This is a genomic window from Ruegeria sp. BB9, from assembly GCF_056539345.1.
On sequence record NZ_JBQFUU010000001.1, the window covers coordinates 521,511 to 539,673 of the forward strand.

Here is an 18,163-nt window from a genome sequence, read left to right on the forward strand (position 1 = left end):
TCTGTCGCCGCACGGCATATCTTCGGCCAATCACGAACCGGACGGATTCGCTCATGAAACACTATTCAGCCTTTGCCGTAGCGCGAGAGGCGCTGCGCTATCACACCGGATGGGAGCGCGCCTGGCGTTCGCCAGAACCCAAGAAACGGTATGACGTGATCATCGTCGGTGCCGGCGGACACGGTTTGGCGACGGCGTATTATCTGGGCAAGAATTACGGTATCCAGAACGTCGCAGTGATCGAAAAGGGCTGGCTGGGCGGCGGCAATACCGGGCGGAACACGACCATCATCCGCTCGAACTATCTGCAGGACCCGTCGGCGGCGATATACGAAAAATCGCGCAGCTTGTACGAGGATCTGAGCCAGGATCTGAACTACAACGTGATGTTCAGCCCGCGCGGCGTGATGATGCTGGCGCAAACCCAGCACGAAGTGCGCGGCTATCAGCGTACGGCGCATGCCAACGCCCTGCAGGGGGTCAAGACCGAATGGATCGAGCCCGAGCGCGTAAAGCAGCTGGTCCCGATCATCAACATCGACGGCCCGCGCTATCCGGTCCTTGGTGCGCTGTGGCAAGAACGCGGAGGCACCGCACGCCACGATGCGGTGGCTTGGGGCTATGCGCGTGCCTGTTCGAATATGGGTATGGACATCATCCAGCAGTGTGAGGTCACGGGCGTCCGGTCTGAGAACGGTCGCGTCACAGGGGTCGAGACGACCAAGGGCGCCATCGAATGTGACAAGTTGGGCATCGTTGTCGCGGGCCATTCGGGCCAACTGGCCGAGATGGCGGGCTTCCGCCTTCCGGTCGAGGCGCTGGCCCTGCAGGCGCTGGTGTCCGAGCCGATCAAGCCCTGCATGGACGTGGTGGTGATGGCCAACACCGTACACGGCTACATGTCGCAATCCGACAAGGGCGAGATGGTGATCGGGGGTGGCACCGACGGGTTCAACAACTACACCCAGCGCGGTTCGTTCCACCATATCGAGGAAACCGTCCGCGCCCTGGTCGAGACCTTCCCGATGATCTCGCGCCTCAAGATGCTGCGGCAATGGGGTGGGATCGTCGACATGACCGGCGACCGTTCGCCCATCCTGTCCAAGACGCCCTTGGGCGGTTGTTTCATCAACTGCGGTTGGGGGACCGGCGGGTTCAAGGCCATCCCGGGCTCGGGCTGGGGCATGGCGCAGCTGATGGCCACCGGGCATTCCCCGTTGACCGAGGCGTTCTCGCTGGACCGGTTCAAAGAGGGCCGCTTCATCGACGAAAGCGTCGCCGCCGGGGTCGCGCACTGATGTCAGTCGCCCCAATGTGCTCCGTGAATGGTTTCGGAACTGTTCGCCCTGTCGGATCTTGGTTTGATCGTTTTCCTTTCTTCCGATCGGAAAATGACGAAGGCGATCAGTCCAAAAACGGCAAGCGTGCCAGCAACGGTCAAAACAATGGTCAAAATATCCATGCGCTAAATCTGGGCGTGTGGTCCCTATTTTTCAAGCGAGGAGTGGCATCATGCTGATCCTGAGTTGCCCCTATTGCGGCGTCGACGCCGAAGAGACCGAACTGACTGCCGGCGGCGAAGCGCATATGAAACGCTTCGGTCCCGGCTCGACGGACGAAGAGTTCCATGACTATCTGTTCATGCGCGAAAACCCCAAGGGCGTGCACTTCGAACGCTGGCGGCACAGCAACGGCTGCGGCAAGTGGTTTCATGTCGCGCGGTGCACCGCGACGCTTGAGGTGTTCGGCACCTATTCGGCCCAGGTCACCGAGCCGCCAAAGGAAATCCGCGATGCGATTTCGGCCAAACGGCCGGGTTGGACGTGGAGAGAGTTCTCCTGATGCTTCGTCTTTTTAAGAACACATCTGCCGGAGGCCCTGACGCCTCCACTTGCGAAAGGTCCGCAAAATGAGCACCCGTCTCGCAAATCAAGGTCGCCTGATCGACAGGTCGAAACCGGTCACGTTTTCATTCAACGGTACCTCTATGCAGGGCTATCAGGGCGACACGCTGGCCTCAGCCCTGCTGGCTAACGACCAGATGATGGTCGGCCGGTCCTTCAAATACCACCGTCCGCGCGGCGTCGTCGCCAGCGGTGCCGAGGAGCCCAACGCTCTGGTCGGTCTAGGGCAGGGCAACCGGTTCGAGCCGAACCAGCGCGCCACCACGACCGAGCTGTTCAACGGCCTGACCGCGATCTCGCAAAACCACTGGCCCAGTCTGGAGTATGACATCGGCGCGGTGAACACGGCGCTGGCACGGTTCCTGCCGGCGGGGTTCTACTACAAGACGTTCATCCACCCCAAACCGTTCTGGAAACATGTGTACGAGCCGTTCATCCGCCAGTCGGCCGGTTTGGGCAAGGCGCCTGACAAGGACAGCCGCGACGCGGACACGTATGAACATTTCTATGGCTTCACCGACGTTCTGGTGATCGGCGGCGGTGTTGCGGGCCTGCAGGCGGCCAAGACCGCGGCGCAATCGGGTGCCAAGGTCATGTTGATCGAACAGACCGCCCATTGGGGTGGCCGCGCGCCTGTCGATGGCGGCACCGTCAACGACGAGCCTGTGGATAAGTTCGTGGAACAATTGGTTTCCGAACTCGAAACAATGGACAATGTCACCCTTCGGTCGCGCTGCATGGGGGCCGGGGTCTATGACCACGGTTACGTGCTGGGATACGAGCGTCTGACCGACCACAAACCGGGCACCCAGGGTCCGCGCCACCGCCTGTGGCGCATCCGAGCCAAGCAGGTCGTCACGGCCACCGGCGCAATCGAGCGCCCGTTGTCCTTTGCCGGCAATGACGTGCCGGGGGTGATGCTGGCCTCGGCCATGCGCGACTATGTGGTCAATTGGGGCGTGACCCCGGGCGAGCGCGTGATCGTCGCCACCAACAATGACGACGCCTACCGCACCGCGATCATCCTGAAACAGGCGGGCGTGGATGTGCTGCGCGTCGTCGATGCCCGTCCCTCGGCCGGGCCGCTGGCGGACGAGGCGCGCAGCCTCGGCATCCGGGTCGATCCCGGCAAGGCGATCGCCAATGTCAAGGGCGGCAAGCGGGTCAAGAAGGTCGCGATCTGCAATCAGGAAGGCATCGGCGGCGCTCGGGAAGAGGTCGAATGCGATGCGGTTGCCATGTCGGGCGGCTGGTCTCCGGTGGTGCACCTGTGGTCACATTGCGGCGGCAAGCTGATCTGGGACGAAGCCAACGCCCATTTCCGCCCCGACCCCGACCGTCCGCCGCTGGGCGCGGATGGCGCAGGCTTTGTTGTGGCCGCAGGCTCGGCAAGCGGGCCGATGGCGCTGGGCGAGGTTCTGGCGGATGCCCACGCCGCGGGCAAGTCCGCGGCCAAGGCAGCCGGGTTCAAGCCGAAGAACACTAAGGCACCGCAGGGCGAGGCCGAGACCGAAGCGCCCGTGCAGGCCGTTTGGCTGATGCCCGCCAAGGCCGACGTTCAGCTGCGCATGAAGTCGTGGCTGGACTTCCAGAACGACGTGAAGGTCTCGGATGTGCAACTGGCCGCGCGCGAGGGCTATGAAAGCGTCGAGCACACCAAGCGTTATACCACGCTAGGCATGGCGACGGATCAGGGTAAGCTGAGCAATATCAACGGCCTGGCGATCCTTGCTGATGCTCTGGAGTCGGAGATTCCCAAGGTCGGCACCACCACGTTCCGCCCGCCCTACACACCCATCTCGATGGGAGCCATCGCGGGCGAGGCGCGCGGCGAGGTGTTCCAGCCGATCCGCCGCACGCCGATGCATGACTGGCATGACCGGAATGGCGCGGATTGGGAGCCGGTGGGCCACTGGCGTCGTCCTTACGCCTATGTCCGAGCCGGGGAAACCGTGCATGACGCGGTGAACCGCGAGGTCCGGAACACCCGTGAAAACCTCGGGCTGCTGGATGCCTCGACCCTGGGCAAGCTGATCGTCAAGGGCCCGGACGCGGGCAAGTTTCTGGACATGATGTACACCAACATGATGTCCACGCTGAAGGTCGGCAAATGCCGCTATGGCCTGATGTGCTCGGAAAACGGCTTCCTGATCGACGACGGCGTCGTCGCCCGCATCGACGAGGACACCTGGCTGTGCCACACCACCACCGGCGGGGCTGAGCGCATCCATGCCCATATGGAGGAGTGGTTGCAGACCGAGTGGTGGGACTGGAAGGTCTATGTCGCCAACGTGACCGAGCAATACGCCCAGGTCGCCGTTGTGGGCCCCAACGCCCGCAAGGTGCTGGAGAAGCTCGGCGGCATGGATGTCCGCCGCGAGGCGCTGCCCTTCATGGAGTGGCGCGACGGCCAGATCGGCGGCTTTGATTGCCGGGCCTACCGCATCTCGTTCTCGGGCGAACTGTCCTATGAAATCGCGGTGCCCGCCAGCCAGGGCCAGGCCTTCTGGGATGCCCTGATGGAGGCCGGGAATGAGTTTGGCGTGATGCCCTATGGCACGGAATGTCTGCACATTCTGCGGGCCGAGAAGGGCTTCATCATGATCGGGGACGAGACCGACGGCACCGTGATCCCGCAGGACCTGGGGCTGCACTGGGCGATCTCGAAGAAGAAAGAGGATTTCCTGGGCAAGCGCGCGCAGGAACGCACTCACATGACCGACCCGGACCGCTGGAAACTGGTGGGTCTGGAAACTGTGGATGGATCGGTTCTGCCCGACGGTGCCTATGCGGTGGGCGAAGGCGTGAATGCCAACGGCCAGCGCAACGTGATCGGGCGCGTCACCTCGACCTATTACTCGGCCAACCTGGGCCGGGGCATCGCCATGGGGCTGGTCAAGAATGGGCCGAACCGCATGGGAGAAGTGATCGAATTCCCGGGCACCGACGACAAAAACTACAAGGCCAAAATCGTGGACCCGGTGTTCTACGACAAGGACGGGGAGAAGCAGAATGTCTGAACCCATCAGCGCACTGAACCACGCAAGCTTTGACGGCATCGCCCGGATTGAGGAATGCGGCCTGCAGGGGATGATCACCCTGCGCGGCGATCTGTCCGACAAGCTGGTGACCAAAGCGGTCAAGGATGCCACCGGCCAGAAGATGCCCGGCCAGCGCGAGGCTTTCGTCGATGGCGAAACCGGCGTCTGCTGGATGTCGCCGGACGAGCTGCTGGTGCTTGTTCCCTACGCCGAGGTCGAGGCCAAACTGGCCGCCATGCAGGGCGCGCTGAGCGGCGTGCATGCATTGGCGGTCAATGTCTCGGACGCGCGGGCGGTGTTCCGGGTCTCGGGACCGACCGCGCGTGAGGTGCTGGGCAAGGTTGCGCCCGTCGATTTCTCGTCCGATGTCTTCCAGCCCGGTCAGATCCGGCGCACGCGCCTGGCGCAGGTTGCGGGGGCGTTCTGGATGGACGACGAGGAATCCTTTCGCGTGGTGTGCTTCCGATCAGTTGCGGACTACGTTTTCAAGCTGCTGAAGGTTGCGGCGCAGCCCGGCAGCGAGGTCGGATACTACTGAACCCGACCCCACCTTGGCAGACAGAAAAAGCCCCGGACATCACCGGGGCTTTTCATTATTTGACGACCTCGCATCTGCCGGTTCCGTAGGGTTTGTTCGATGCCCCGACATTCACGAAACTGCCGCTCACCTTCAGCCCACCGTCTGTTGCAAGATTCGCCTGATAGCGCATGCGAATGGCCTGACCTTCGGTACTTTTGAGCGTCACGTTCCAGATCATCCGACAGCTCTTGGCCCCACGATCCCGAAGCTGCGCGTTGGTCCAGTCATGGTAGTTGCTGGCGGCTTGGGCCGTGCCGGCCTCGGGGTCGATTTGAAAGGCATATTCGGGCGCGATCTAGCCGTGGCTATCCCTCTTTGTGATCGTGCACTTGTAAGCCATGGGGGATGCGGCAGCCGCCTGTGCCGTCAGGGCCGCGGCGAGGAATAGAATAAGTCGCGAGTCAATTTTCCTGTGACTTCAGTGGTCAATACAGGAAAATGAACACCGCGTCGCTGGGTGTACAAGGGCAAATTCTCGTTTGAGTAGAGTTTCCGTGACGGAACTCTATTACGTGAACAGGACGCTGCGGTACTGGGTCAAAGCGCTCGGGCCCAGCAAGTCCTGGGCTGAGATTGGGCGCCCGGTTTCATCGTGCATGTTCGAGTATAAAGACAACGTCGCAAGCAGGGCTTCGACCCGTTCGGCGCGGTTGTTTTCGTCCAGCAGGGGCGCGTGCAGAGACAGATACAGGGCTGGCTTCTGATCCTGCAGCCAGTCGGCGAGCGTCGGCAGAACCGCAAACTCCGCTCCTTCGATATCCATCTTGACCAGCGAAATGCCTGACAGGTCCGTCGCTGTGGCGAACTGGTCCCAGGCGATGGTCAGGGCGTTGGTTCCATGCGCGCCGTCATGCAGCAGAGAACTGGTGGAGTCGCCGGGCTCGCCCCGGACAGAGGCCATGCGGGCCACGCCAAACCGGTCGGACAAAGCCACGCCAAAGGCCGAGACGTTGCGGATGTCGTTCAGGTCGAGGTTCCAAGCCAGATGGCGAAAGGCGGTGGGGTCGGGTTCGAAACACCAGACATGCCGGGCTTTGCGCGCGCCATACAGAACTGTCGGGCCGATCCACGCGCCGATGTCCAGATAGTCGCGGTCGGGCGACAGGTGCTGGTCCAGCACCGCGAATGTCTCGGGCTCCCAGTCGCCGGCCGAGGCCTTGCGCCAGAATTTCGAATGGTATGGGTCCAGCCGGAACGCCTCGCCATTCAGGTTGCCTGCATAATGACCGCGGGCACGGTAGAACATCTTGCGCGCCTGCGTCAGCATAGCGGACCTCCGGGTTTTCTGCGCTCGGGCCTTGACCTGCGGCGGTTGCCAAAGCATTTAACCTTGGGAACGCAACACAAATTTACAGGGGGCCGAGATGGCTTTTGAACTTCCTGATCTTCCTTATGCACATGACGCGCTGGCAGCCAAGGGCATGTCGGCGGAAACGCTGGAATATCACCATGATCTGCACCACAAGGCCTATGTCGACAACGGCAACAAGCTGATCGCCGGGACCGAGTGGGACGGCAAGTCGCTGGAAGAGATCATCGTCGGCACCTATGACAAGTCGGCCGTCGCACAGAACGGTATCTTCAACAACATCAGCCAGCTTTGGAACCACAACCAGTTTTGGGAAATGATGGGTCCGGGCGAGTCGAAGATGCCGGGCGAGCTGGAAAAGGCGTTGGTTGAAAGCTTCGGTTCGGTCGAGGAATTCAAATCGCAGTTCAGTGCGGCCGGTGCCGGTCAGTTCGGTTCGGGCTGGGCGTGGTTGGTCAAGAATGCCGACGGCTCGCTGGCGGTTACTAAAACCGAAAACGGCGTGAACCCGCTGTGTTTCGGCCAGACGGCGCTGCTGGGTTGCGACGTATGGGAACACTCCTACTACATTGATTTCCGCAACAAGCGTCCGGCTTACCTGTCGAACTTCCTCGACAACCTGGTGAACTGGGAAAACGTTGCATCGCGGATGTAAGACTTGACCCGACGAGGGTTTATCAAGGGCCTGCTGGCGGTGACGCTGGCAGGCCTTGTTGTTTCGCTGTACGGGTTCTTTATCGAACCGGCTATGCGGCTGCGGGTTCGCAAATGGAAGCTTAAGCGTGCGGACTGGACGGCGCCTCCGCTGCGGATCGCGGCCATCGCCGACCTTCATGCCGGCGAGCCATTCGTTACCATAAAGCGTATCAAGCAGGTCGTAAGGCGCACAAATGCGCTGGATGCCGATCTGGTCTTGCTGCTGGGGGATTTCACCGCCAGCCACAGGATGGTTTCGAAACCTGTCGCGATGGCGGACATCACCCCGGTTCTTGCCGGACTAACCGCGCGCCATGGGGTTTTCGCGGTGCTGGGAAACCATGACTGGTGGGATGATACGGCCGCTCAACGCCGGGGCGGTGGGCCCAACTTATATGCCGATGCGTTGGCCGCGAGTGGCATCCCGGTCCTATCCAATTCTGCGCAGAAACTCGATGACCCGGGAATCTGGCTGGCGGGCCTCGAAGACCAACTGGCGATTGTGGAGGGCAATGGGCGATACCGCGGCCTGGACGATCTGTCCGGCACATTGCGGCAAATTACAGATGATGCGCCCGTCGTCCTGATGGCGCATGAACCGGACATATTTCCCCAAGTGCCAGATCGCGTTGCCTTGACACTGTCCGGTCACACGCATGGTGGGCAAATCAGACTGTTTGGGTGGTCGCCCGTGGTGCCCTCGCGGTTTGGCAATCGCTATGCCTACGGCCCGGTGCGCGAAGGTGGGAAGGATCTTGTAATTTCCGGCGGCATCGGGTGTTCGATCCTTCCGGTCCGGTTTGGTGTTACACCCGAGATTACGCTTGTCGAAATTTCTGCCTGATCTGTGCCTCGGGTGCAAACTTGCCGAAACGTCAACTTTTGCGCGCATGCGCCGTTGCAAGACGCCAAAGAGTGATTAGCTGATATATGCGGGAGGAGAGAACCGCCAAAACCAAAACAATGAGGGAATAGCTGCCGAATTGTGCCGTGGGTGCACGAACTTTGGCTATTCTTGTCCGGGCGGGGGACGGCCACGAAAACCACAACGGGAGATCGCAATGGTCGCACTTGCACAGGGTACTTGGGTCATCATCGCCGACGGGGAAAAAGCACTGTTCACTGAAAACGTGACGGATGCCGAGAATCCCAATCTGGTGGTCGTAGCGGTTGAGGAACAGGATCATCTCGCCGCGCGGGGCAAGCCCTCGGATCGGGCGGGACGGCGAAATGATACCGGGCCGAACCAGAAATCTGCCGTGGAAGAAGACACCTGGCGCACCCATGCCAAATCCCTGTTTGTTCAGGATGTGGCCAACCTGCTCAACAAAAAAGGGCTGAAGGGCGCGTACAAACGGCTTGTTCTGGTCGCCAGCCCACAGGTCCTGGGCCTGCTGCGCCGGCGCCTACACAGCGAAGTTCTGGCCAAAGTCGTAGCCGAAGTCGACAAGACCCTGACCAATCATCCACTGCACAAGGTCGAAAAGGTGCTGCAACGCCAGCTGCGCAGCTCGACCGCCTGATCTTGCTGGTTCGGGACCCACGGGCGGGGAAGCCGCCCGTGACGTCTATTATTTCAATAACCTGCGCAATTCGTCCATCGCGGACTCGGCGTCGTCGACCCATGTGATGAAACTGGCCAAGGAGGCATCCGCAAAACCTGCGTCGATCACCTGATCCAAAAGAGTGTGAAGCGCGTCCCAGTATCCGTCCACATTCATCACCAGAATGGGTTTGTCATGCAGGCCCAACTGGCGCCAGGTCAGCGCCTCGAACAACTCGTCCAACGACCCGGGTCCGCCGGGCAGCACGACCACGGCATCCGCATTCATGATCATGACTTTCTTGCGTTCGTGCATCGTTTCGGTGACCACGAAACGCGTCAGATCTGTTTTTCCCACTTCCCGCCGCAGCAGATGAACCGGTATCACGCCGAAGGTTTCGCCTCCGGCGGCTTGCGTGGCCCGGGCGACTTCGCCCATCAGGCCCACGTCACCCGCACCGTAGACCAGCCGCCAGCCTTCGGCGGCCAGCAGCCGTCCAAAGGTGCCTGCGGCCTTTGTGTAGGCCGAATTCGCGCCATTGCGTGACCCGCAATACACACAGATCGATTTCTGGGACATCAAACAGCGACTCCGGGGTTGTGTCAGAGGTTTTGACCCGTGATAGCGGGATTGATAAATTGGCTCAACCGTTCGGCGGAAAGCTTTTGAGTGAAGGCATTTGCGCTGCGGAGTAAAGGAAAAAACATGGACGCCAAATCGGGAAGCGGTAGGTCGGGTGCATTCGTTTGGGGTATCCTTGCGGGTATCTTGGCTGTGATTGGCGCCGGGGGCTTGTATCTTTCGGGTGTCTTTGGTCCTGCGCCGCAATCTGAACAGTCCACTACGAAAGAGGTCGTCGCCGAAAGCGCCAGCGAAGAGACGACTGAGCCAGCCGCCGCACCGGCACCAAGCCCCGATGCTGGGGACTCGCAGGTCATTGCGGAACCTGACAACGCGGATGAGGTTCAGATTTCGACCGAGACCGAAGAAGCAACCGCGCCGGAAGCCGAAGAGACAACTGCGACCGACGAGCAGACTGCGCAGGACGCGACGGTTGAAGAACAGCCGGCGGAGGCGGCTCCCGCACCCGAGGCTACCGCGGCCGCAATTGCTCCGACGCTCGACCAGATATTCGTGGAGCCCGACGGCAATGCGCTGCTGTCCGGCAAAGGCGACCCGGGCAGTCAAATTCGTATCCTGCTGGATGGCGAGCCGATCCACAGCTTCACGGTCGATGGCAGCGGCCAGTTCGCCGAGTTCGTCACCATCCCCTTCAGCGAGGCCGCGCGAGGTCTGGTCCTTGAAGCCGGTGACGGTACCCGGTCTGCGCAATCGGATGACTATCTGATTGCCGCGTTGCCCAAGCCGCCTGCGCCACCCGCTACGGACGAGCAAGTCGCCAGCACGGACACCGAAGCGCAGGACGAAACGGCGGAACAGCCGTCTGCGGCCGCAGTCGCAGAGGACACCGAGGTCGCGCAAGCGGACGAGACCGTTTCCGGGGCGCAGGACGAAGAAGCAACCTCACCCGAGGCCACGACCGAGACTCAATCCAGCGAAAGCCAGCAGGTGGCCGTTTTGCGGTCCGGTGAGGAAGGGGTTGAGCTTGTCCAGTCGCCGTCGTCCGAAGACGCGTCGCCTGAGCAGGTTGCGCTTGATACGATCGGCTATTCCGACGCTGGCGATGTCCAATTGTCCGGCCGCGTATCCGAGGGTGCTGCGGTTCGGCTCTATCTGAACAACAAGCTGGTGGCCGACATCACGCCAGGACAGGACGGTGATTGGCGCGGGGAAATCCAGGAAGTCGATCCCGGTGTCTATACTCTACGCGTTGACGAAGTCGACACCGACGGAACGGTGCTGAGCCGTCTGGAAACGCCATTCAAGCGCGAACCGGTTGAAGTTTTGCAGGCGGCCGAGGCGCAGGATGCGGTGCCGGGTGCTGACCAGAGCACGCCGATCCGGTCTGTTACCGTGCAGAAGGGCGATACCCTGTGGGCGATCTCGCGAGAGCGTTTTGGCGACGGTGTTCTGTATGTCCGCCTGTTCGATGCGAACCGCGACCTGATCCGCGACCCTGACCTGATTTATCCAGGCCAGGTCTTCACCATCCCGGAATAAAGGCTTAGGTCTTGCGGGGCCGGGTTTTCGCCCGGCCTCGAAGCTTTCCGGGTCAGACATGAGAAGACTTGCGCCTATGCATTCCGCAGACATGCCACAGATGGACGAACGCAAGTCGGGTTGGCTGACCATCCGAAAAGTGGCTCCGTACCTGTGGCCCGAAGATGAGCCGTGGGTCAAACGGCGGGTGGTCTTCGCGATGGCCATGCTGGTTCTGGCCAAGCTGATCGCGGTCTATACGCCGATCCTGTACAAGGGCGCGGTCGATGCCTTGGCGGGCGAGGGCGTGCCGCCGCTGGCGCTGGGCGCCGTGGGGCTGACCGTGGCCTATGGCGTGGCGCGGATGTTGACCGTGGGGTTCCAGCAGTTGCGCGATGCGCTGTTCGCGCCGGTGGGTCAACGCGCGCTGCGGGCACTGGCGCTCGAGACCTTCCAGCACATCCACCAGCTGTCGATGCGCTACCATGTGACCCGGCGCACGGGCGGCCTCAGCCGGATCATCGAGCGTGGGGTCAAGGGCGTGGAGTTCCTGCTGCGCTTTCTGCTGTTTTCGATCGGCCCGTTGATGCTGGAACTGCTGCTGGTTGCGGTGGTTCTGATGTGGCTGTTCGACGTCTGGTATCTGGTCGTGGTGGCCGTCACCATCGCGCTGTACATCTGGTTCACCTTCACGGTCACCGAATGGCGGGTGAAGCTGCGGCGCGAGATGAATGACCAGGACACCGAGGCAAACCAGCGCGCCATCGACAGCCTGCTGAATTTCGAAACCGTCAAGTATTTCAATGCCGAGCGGCGCGAAGCTGAACGATATGACGTGTCGATGAAGGCCTATGCGCAGGCCGCATTGAAAACGGCATATTCGCTGGCCTTCCTGAATTTCGGTCAGTCCTTCCTGATCACCTGCGGGTTGATCGGGGTGATGGTTCTGGCCGCGATAGGCGTGCAGAACGGGTCGCTGACGGTGGGCGATTTCGTGATGGTCAACGCCTACATGATACAGATCACCGTGCCGCTGAACTTTCTGGGCACCGTCTATCGCGAGATCCGACAGGCTCTGGTTGATATGGGCCAGATGTTTCAACTGCTGGAGCAACCCGCCGAAGTGGTGGACAAGCCAGACGCCAAGCTCCTGCAGATCACCGAAGGCCGGGTCGAACTGGACGATGTGCATTTCGGCTATGACCCGGACCGCGAGATCCTGCGCGGTGTCTCTCTGGTGGTGCCGGGGGGGCAGACCGTGGCCATCGTGGGCGCGACCGGCTCGGGCAAATCCACCATCGGTCGGTTGCTGTTCCGGTTCTACGACGTGACCGAAGGCGCGTTGCGGATCGACGGGCAGGACGTGCGCGACGTGACGCAGGAAAGCCTGCACGCCGCCATCGGGGTGGTGCCGCAGGATACGGTGCTGTTCAACGATACGATCCGGTACAACATCGCCTATGGCCGCGAGGGGGCCTCGCAGTCCGATATCGAAGCCGCCGCAAAGGCCGCCCAGATCCACGACTTCATCACCTCTCTGCCCGAGGGGTACGAGACCAAGGTGGGTGAGCGTGGCCTGAAGCTGTCAGGTGGAGAGAAGCAGCGCGTGGGCATCGCGCGGACGCTGTTGAAGAACCCGCCGATCCTGCTGTTGGACGAGGCCACCAGCGCGTTGGATACCGACACCGAGCAGGACATCAAGGATGCCCTGGCCCGCGCCGGCGAGGGGCGCACGGTGATCACCATCGCCCACCGCCTGAGCACGATCGCCGAGGCCGACCAGATCGTCGTTCTGGAAAAGGGCGAGATCATCGAGCGGGGCACCCACGACGAGTTGCTGCGCCGTGAAGGGCGTTATGCCCAGCTGTGGAACCGCCAGCAATCGGATACGCAGGCAGCCTGAAACCTCTGCGGCTAAGGTCTCAAACAAAAAACGGGCCGGCAGGACCGGCCCGTTTCCTTTGTTACTCTGCCGCTTTCAGCGGATGTCCCGGTGTGTCGCCCGGGCTTTCCTCGGCATCGGTGGCCTCGACCTCGGTCCAGATGATCACGGTTGCCTGCATCCGGCGGGCCGAGTCTCCGATCGCCATGTCCTGCGCGATCTGGCTGGACTTTCCTGCAGTGACCCGCGCCATCAGTTTGCCCAGCCATATGGCATAAGTGGTCACCCACACCCGCAACGCCAGGAACGAGGGCGTCACGATCAGGGTCAGAACCGTGGCGATGCCCAGGCCGAACACCACCGCCGTCGCCAGCTGTTTCCACCACAGCGCGGTGGGGCTATTGATCGAATAGCCGCCGTTGATGAAGTCCAGTGACAGGCCGAACATCATCGGCGTCAGGCCCGCCATCGTGGTCAGCGTGGTCAGCAGAACCGGACGAATCCGCGCCTCGGCCGTGCGCACGATGGCGTCGATCCGGGGCATGTAGCGGCTGTATTCCTGGTAGGTGTCGATCAGAACGATGTTGTTGTTCACCACGATCCCCGCCAGCGCAACGATGCCCGTCCCGGTCATGATGATCGAGAAGGGTTGTTGCATCACCATCATCCCGATCAGCACGCCAGTGGTGGACAGAACCACCGCCAGCAGCACCAGCACCGAGTTGTAGAACGAGTTGAACTGCGCCAGCAGGATCACGAACATCAGACCCAGCGCGGCCAGGAAGGCGCTGGAGAGGAAGGCCTGGCTCTCGGCTTGGTCCTCCTGGTCTCCGGTCCATTCCCAAGTGATCGTGTTAGCAAAGGGCTGAGTGTCCAGCCACTCGGTCAGTACCGCGATCCGCTCGTTCGGGTTGATCAGCGTCAGGCGGGCGTCGCCGTCATCAATGGCGGCCTGCACCTCCTGGAGGGTTTCGGCGCCGGTCAACTGAACCAGAGAATAGGCCGTACCATCGGCACCGTTGACCGTCGCACCTTCAGGTTCCGAGCCTTCGGTCACTTCGCGCACCACGGCCAGCCGCTGTTCTCCGTCCGGGGTGGCGATCACCACTTTGCTCAGGCTGGGTTCCACATCGGCCTTGACGTCGTAATAGCGCTCTTGATCCACACGGTTGATTTCGGCCAGCTTTGCCACCGGTTTGCGGGTGATGAAGTTCGACAAGGGCACCAGCCCGTCCGGTGTACGCACTTTGAGCGTATCCAACGTTGACAGGACCCGATCCTGATCGGGCAGGCGAACGCGGATCTCGATCTCTTCATCCACGCTTTCGGGGCGCATTTCGCCCAGCAGGATGCCACGGGTCACCAACTGCACCATCGCGCCCACGGTTGCCACGTCGGCCCCGAACCGGCCGGCCTTGGCCACGTCGACGTCGATCTGCCAATCGATGCCGGGCAAGGGCAGGGTGTCCTCGATCTTGATCAGGCCTGGGGTGTTTTCGAACACTTCGCGCGCGGTCAGCGTGGCGCCGGTCAGGTCGTCCCAGTTGTCGCCCTTGATCCGCAGGTGCACGGGCTTGGCCGATGCCGGACCCTGTTCCAACGGCAGGATCTCGACAACGAAACCCGGCAGCTTGGCCAGTTCGGCGTTCAACTGCTCGATCACGAAGTCGCCGTCATACTCGGGCGCGACGGTGTGCTTGTCGAACAATCCGCCTGCGACAGGTTCTGACACGTTCGGGCGATCCTCCCACGGGATGATCTCGAACTGCACGCGGCCCACCGTGTCCGCCGGAGCCTGCGCCCCGCCGTTGTTCTGGTTCAGGCCGCCTTCACCGGCGAACGAGAACACGTTGATCACCGCCGGATGCTGGCTGATCACCTGTTCAGCCTCAAAGACCAGCGCGTCTTTTTCGGCTAGAGACAGGTTGCCCCGCGCACGGACATAGGCGGTGGCCTGTTCCGGCTCGCTTTCGACGAAGAATTCAACACCGCGGTTGTTCTGACCGTACATGGTCATCACCGTCATCACCGCAAAGCCTACCGCCACGATCGAGACGATCGGCATGATCGGATTGCCGACCAGGAACTTGATGACATAGCCGAAGGGCGTATGCTCCTTGGCTGTGTGGACACGTTCGTCCGGCTTGCGCTCGATCCGGGCTGCGCTCAGCGTGACCGATCCGGCGAAGGCGCCGAACAGGAACAGAACCGCGCCCAGCAAGAACCCACCGCCTGCGCCTTCCGGCAACAGATACGTGGGGTTCAGCAGCTGCATTGCGCCCAGGAAGATCATGTAGACCGAGGGTGGAACCATGATGGCACGCACCCACCAGGGCGTCCGCGCGCGCAACCAATCCGAGCTGCGGTCGAACACGCGGCTCAACCGGCCCGAGACACCGCCCATCACCGGCAGGTAGATCAGCGCCACGATCAGCGAGGCCGACAGAACGAAGATCAGCGTGACCGGCAGCATACCCATGAATTCGCCCGGAATGCCCGGCCAGAACAGCATGGGAAGAAATGCGCACAGCGTCGTGGCGGTTGACGAGACGATGGGCCAGAACATCCGCTGGGCTGCCTCGACATAGGCGTGCATCGGGCCGACGCCTTCCTTGATGCGTTTGTCGGCATACTCCACGACCACGATCGCGCCATCGACCAGCATCCCCACAGCCAGGATCAGGCCGAACATGACGATGTTCGAGATGCTGACGCCCATGATGGCCAGGAACGCGAAGCACAACAGGAACGAGGTCGGAATCGCGAATCCCACCAGCAGCGCCGCGCGGGTACCCAGCGAAGCCAGTACCACGATCATCACAAGCGCGATGGCCGTCAGAACCGACCCTTCCAGCTGGCTGACCATCGAGCCGACGATGCGGCTCTGGTCATTAGAAGTGCCGACATTCACGGCAGCCTGCAGCTCGGCCGGCCACTTGGTCTCGGCCTTGGCGACGGTCTCTTTCACCTGGGCCACGGTGTCGATCAGGTTGAAACCCTTGCGTTTGACGACCTGCAGCGCCACGGTCGGTTCGCCGTTGAAGCGGGCGGTCCCTTCGCGGTCTTCGAAGGTATAGTTGATCTCGGCCAGTTCGCCCAAGGTCACGACCCGGTCGCCATTGACCTTGATCGGCAGTCCATAGACATCCTGTGCGGTCTTGAAGGACGAAGGAATCTTGACCGAAAACGCACCCTGTTCGGTTTCGACCTCACCAGCGGCGATCAGCTGGTTGTTGTTCTGCACGACGTTGATCAGCTCGGCCGCGGTGACGTTGTACGCCTCAAGCCGCAGCGGATCGATGACCACTTCCAGCATTTCATCGCGGTTGCCGGCGATCCCGGCCTCAAGGACCGAATCCAGCGCCTCGAGCTCGTCCTGAAGGTCCTTGGCGACCCGCGCCATCGTGCGTTCGGGCACGGCACCCGACAGGTTCACGATGACGATCGGGAATTCCGAGAAGTTGATCTCGGTCAGCGTGTATTGCTCGGCGCCTTCGGGGAAGTCGGCCTGCGCGCTGTTCATCGCGTCGCGCACGTCAGCGGTAATGGCTGTCTTGTCCCAGCCAAAGTCGAACTCCAGTGCGATCCCCGCATAGCCCTCGGCGGCGGTGGCGGTCATCTCCTTCAGGCCGTCCAGATCCGCAAGCTCGGTTTCCATCGGCTTGATCAGCAGGTTTTCACTGTCTTCGGCCGAAATGCCCGGAAACTGAACCGACACGAACAGGGCCGGAATCTCGATGTCCGGTTCACCTTCTTTGGGCAGGCTGACATAGGCAAACCCGCCGATGATCAGCGAGATGGCAATGAATGCCAGAACCATTCTGGCCCTGTCGGCGGCCCAGCTGACTATGCCCGTCATTGGGAAACGTCCTTATAGGTGGGCGCTACGACCACACCCGCAGTCACGAACTCTTGTCCGACCACGATAATGTCTACGGTTTCCGCAAGACCGCCGACCCAAACACCGTCGGCCGTATCGCGCAACAGGCGGATGGGTACGAAATCGACGATATTACCGGCTCCGACCGTCCGAACGCCTAGCTGGCCTTCGTTGTTCAGCGTCAACGCCGATTGCGGCAGCAGGTGAGCCTTGGCGCCTTCGGCCGCGATGCGGATGCTTGCGGTCTGCCCGTCCCGGATCAGAAGCTCGGGGTTCGGGATGGTAACTTCCACCTCGAATGTGCGGGTTGTGTCGTCCGCCGAACGGCTGAGGAAGGTCACACGGCCCTCGACCTGCAATCCGGTCACCAATTGTGCCTGCGCCGGAGCGCCGACGGTGACACGGTTCACTTCGGTTTCGGGAACAAAGCCAACCAGCTTGATCGGATCAAGCTGGATCACGGTCGCGCACAACGATCCGGGCTGCATCAGACTGCCCAATTCGGCGGCATCGCTTTCCAGAAGGCCCTGAAACGGGGCCTCGATGGTGATGCGGTCCAATTCCAGTTCGGCAGCCGCAACCGCCGCCTCCGCCGCCTCGATGCCCGCCTCCGTAGCCTTCAACTCGGCCTCGGCCGCCTTGATACCGGCCTTTGCGGTACTCATCTCGGCCTCGGCCGCGATCCGCCGGGTTTCGGAGCCGAAGCCAGTTTCCGACAGTTTGCGGGCTGCAATCAGGTTTATTTCGGCCTCGGCAACGCGCGCATGCGCTTCCTCCAGCCGTGCTTCGGCTTCGGGCACACGGCTTTCCGCCTCCAGCTTGGCCGCCTTGGCTTGGGCAAGCTGTGCCGGGCGTGAGCCGGGATCCAATTCGCACAGCAGATCGCCGGCCTCGACGAAGGTGCCCTTACGCTTGGGTTCCGAAATGACGGTTGACGTCGTTTCCGCCAGAACTTCGACCTGACGGATTGCTTTGGTTTCACCGCGCAGCAAAACCGCGCTGTCGATTTCGCGCGCAGTGGAGCGCAACGCAACAACCCCAACGGCCTGCACGGCCGAGGCGTCGTTTGCTTCAGCGCCAGCGTCAGACTGGCTCGCAGCATCTTCGCGACCGGCAAATGCAAACAGGGCATCGCGCTCGAAAACCACGAAATACAATGCAACGATGACCAATGCGGCGTTGACGAGGGATATCAATCGCATGCCGTCATTCTCCTTGAAATATTAT

General features: G+C 61.7%; 15 protein-coding genes. 9 read left to right on the plus strand and 6 right to left on the minus strand.

The window, feature by feature from the left end:
* The first annotated feature begins 53 nt into the window (after positions 1-53).
* Positions 54-1,298: a sarcosine oxidase subunit beta family protein gene (locus tag ACR0FC_RS02620; protein WP_093962465.1), complete on the plus strand. Its 1,245-nt coding sequence runs from the start codon at positions 54-56 to the stop codon at positions 1,296-1,298.
* Positions 1,299-1,300: 2 nt separating this feature from the next.
* Here the strand turns inward: ACR0FC_RS02620 and ACR0FC_RS02625 are convergent, their stop codons facing one another.
* Positions 1,301-1,462: a hypothetical protein gene (locus ACR0FC_RS02625; RefSeq protein ID WP_170337973.1), complete on the minus strand. Its 162-nt coding sequence runs from the start codon at positions 1,460-1,462 to the stop codon at positions 1,301-1,303.
* A 50-nt stretch (positions 1,463-1,512) separates the two neighbouring features.
* Here ACR0FC_RS02625 and ACR0FC_RS02630 point away from each other — a divergent pair, with 50 nt between their 5' ends.
* From ACR0FC_RS02630 to ACR0FC_RS02640, 3 genes are all read left to right on the plus strand, one after another.
* Positions 1,513-1,842 (plus strand): sarcosine oxidase subunit delta, encoded by a 330-nt coding sequence (locus tag ACR0FC_RS02630; RefSeq protein ID WP_170337974.1) that lies wholly within the window; start codon positions 1,513-1,515, stop codon positions 1,840-1,842.
* Positions 1,843-1,909: 67 nt separating this feature from the next.
* Positions 1,910-4,924 (plus strand): sarcosine oxidase subunit alpha family protein, encoded by a 3,015-nt coding sequence (locus ACR0FC_RS02635; protein WP_170337976.1) that lies wholly within the window; start codon positions 1,910-1,912, stop codon positions 4,922-4,924.
* Positions 4,917-5,483: a sarcosine oxidase subunit gamma gene (locus ACR0FC_RS02640; protein ID WP_170337978.1), complete on the plus strand. Its 567-nt coding sequence runs from the start codon at positions 4,917-4,919 to the stop codon at positions 5,481-5,483. The genes ACR0FC_RS02635 and ACR0FC_RS02640 overlap by 8 nt, the downstream gene beginning before the upstream one ends.
* Positions 5,484-5,538: 55 nt before the next feature.
* Here the strand turns inward: ACR0FC_RS02640 and ACR0FC_RS02645 are convergent, their stop codons facing one another.
* On the minus strand, positions 5,539-5,703 hold the full coding sequence (locus tag ACR0FC_RS02645; protein ID WP_170337980.1) for a hypothetical protein: 165 nt from the start codon (positions 5,701-5,703) through the stop codon (positions 5,539-5,541).
* A 330-nt stretch (positions 5,704-6,033) separates the two neighbouring features.
* A complete protein-coding gene (locus ACR0FC_RS02650; RefSeq protein WP_170337982.1) occupies positions 6,034-6,792 on the minus strand; it encodes an FkbM family methyltransferase in 759 nt (252 codons plus the stop codon).
* 97 nt (positions 6,793-6,889) lie between these two features.
* Between ACR0FC_RS02650 and ACR0FC_RS02655 the strand changes: the two genes are divergently transcribed.
* The 3 genes from ACR0FC_RS02655 to ACR0FC_RS02665 all read left to right on the plus strand — a co-directional run bounded on the left by ACR0FC_RS02655 (position 6,890) and on the right by ACR0FC_RS02665 (position 9,053).
* Positions 6,890-7,489: a superoxide dismutase gene (locus ACR0FC_RS02655; RefSeq protein WP_093962459.1), complete on the plus strand. Its 600-nt coding sequence runs from the start codon at positions 6,890-6,892 to the stop codon at positions 7,487-7,489.
* A 3-nt stretch (positions 7,490-7,492) separates the two neighbouring features.
* A complete protein-coding gene (locus ACR0FC_RS02660) occupies positions 7,493-8,374 on the plus strand; it encodes a metallophosphoesterase (protein ID WP_254437749.1) in 882 nt (293 codons plus the stop codon).
* 217 nt (positions 8,375-8,591) lie between these two features.
* On the plus strand, positions 8,592-9,053 hold the full coding sequence (locus tag ACR0FC_RS02665; protein WP_170337984.1) for a host attachment family protein: 462 nt from the start codon (positions 8,592-8,594) through the stop codon (positions 9,051-9,053).
* 48 nt (positions 9,054-9,101) lie between these two features.
* On the opposite strand, the gene ACR0FC_RS02670 is transcribed toward ACR0FC_RS02665, so the two are convergent.
* Positions 9,102-9,653 (minus strand): LOG family protein, encoded by a 552-nt coding sequence (locus ACR0FC_RS02670; RefSeq protein WP_170337986.1) that lies wholly within the window; start codon positions 9,651-9,653, stop codon positions 9,102-9,104.
* 126 nt (positions 9,654-9,779) lie between these two features.
* Between ACR0FC_RS02670 and ACR0FC_RS02675 the strand changes: the two genes are divergently transcribed.
* On the plus strand, positions 9,780-11,195 hold the full coding sequence (locus tag ACR0FC_RS02675; RefSeq protein ID WP_170337988.1) for a LysM peptidoglycan-binding domain-containing protein: 1,416 nt from the start codon (positions 9,780-9,782) through the stop codon (positions 11,193-11,195).
* 76 nt (positions 11,196-11,271) lie between these two features.
* Positions 11,272-13,077 (plus strand): ABCB family ABC transporter ATP-binding protein/permease, encoded by a 1,806-nt coding sequence (locus ACR0FC_RS02680; RefSeq protein WP_170337990.1) that lies wholly within the window; start codon positions 11,272-11,274, stop codon positions 13,075-13,077.
* Between the two features lie 61 nt (positions 13,078-13,138).
* Here the strand turns inward: ACR0FC_RS02680 and ACR0FC_RS02685 are convergent, their stop codons facing one another.
* Positions 13,139-16,915, minus strand: a complete 3,777-nt coding sequence (locus ACR0FC_RS02685; RefSeq protein WP_170337992.1) for an efflux RND transporter permease subunit — start codon at positions 16,913-16,915, stop codon at positions 13,139-13,141.
* Positions 16,912-18,138 carry an efflux RND transporter periplasmic adaptor subunit gene (locus ACR0FC_RS02690; RefSeq protein WP_170337994.1) on the minus strand — a complete coding sequence of 409 codons (1,227 nt, stop codon included), beginning with the start codon at positions 18,136-18,138 and terminating at the stop codon, positions 16,912-16,914. The genes ACR0FC_RS02685 and ACR0FC_RS02690 overlap by 4 nt, the downstream gene beginning before the upstream one ends.
* Between the last annotated feature and the right edge of the window lie 25 nt (positions 18,139-18,163).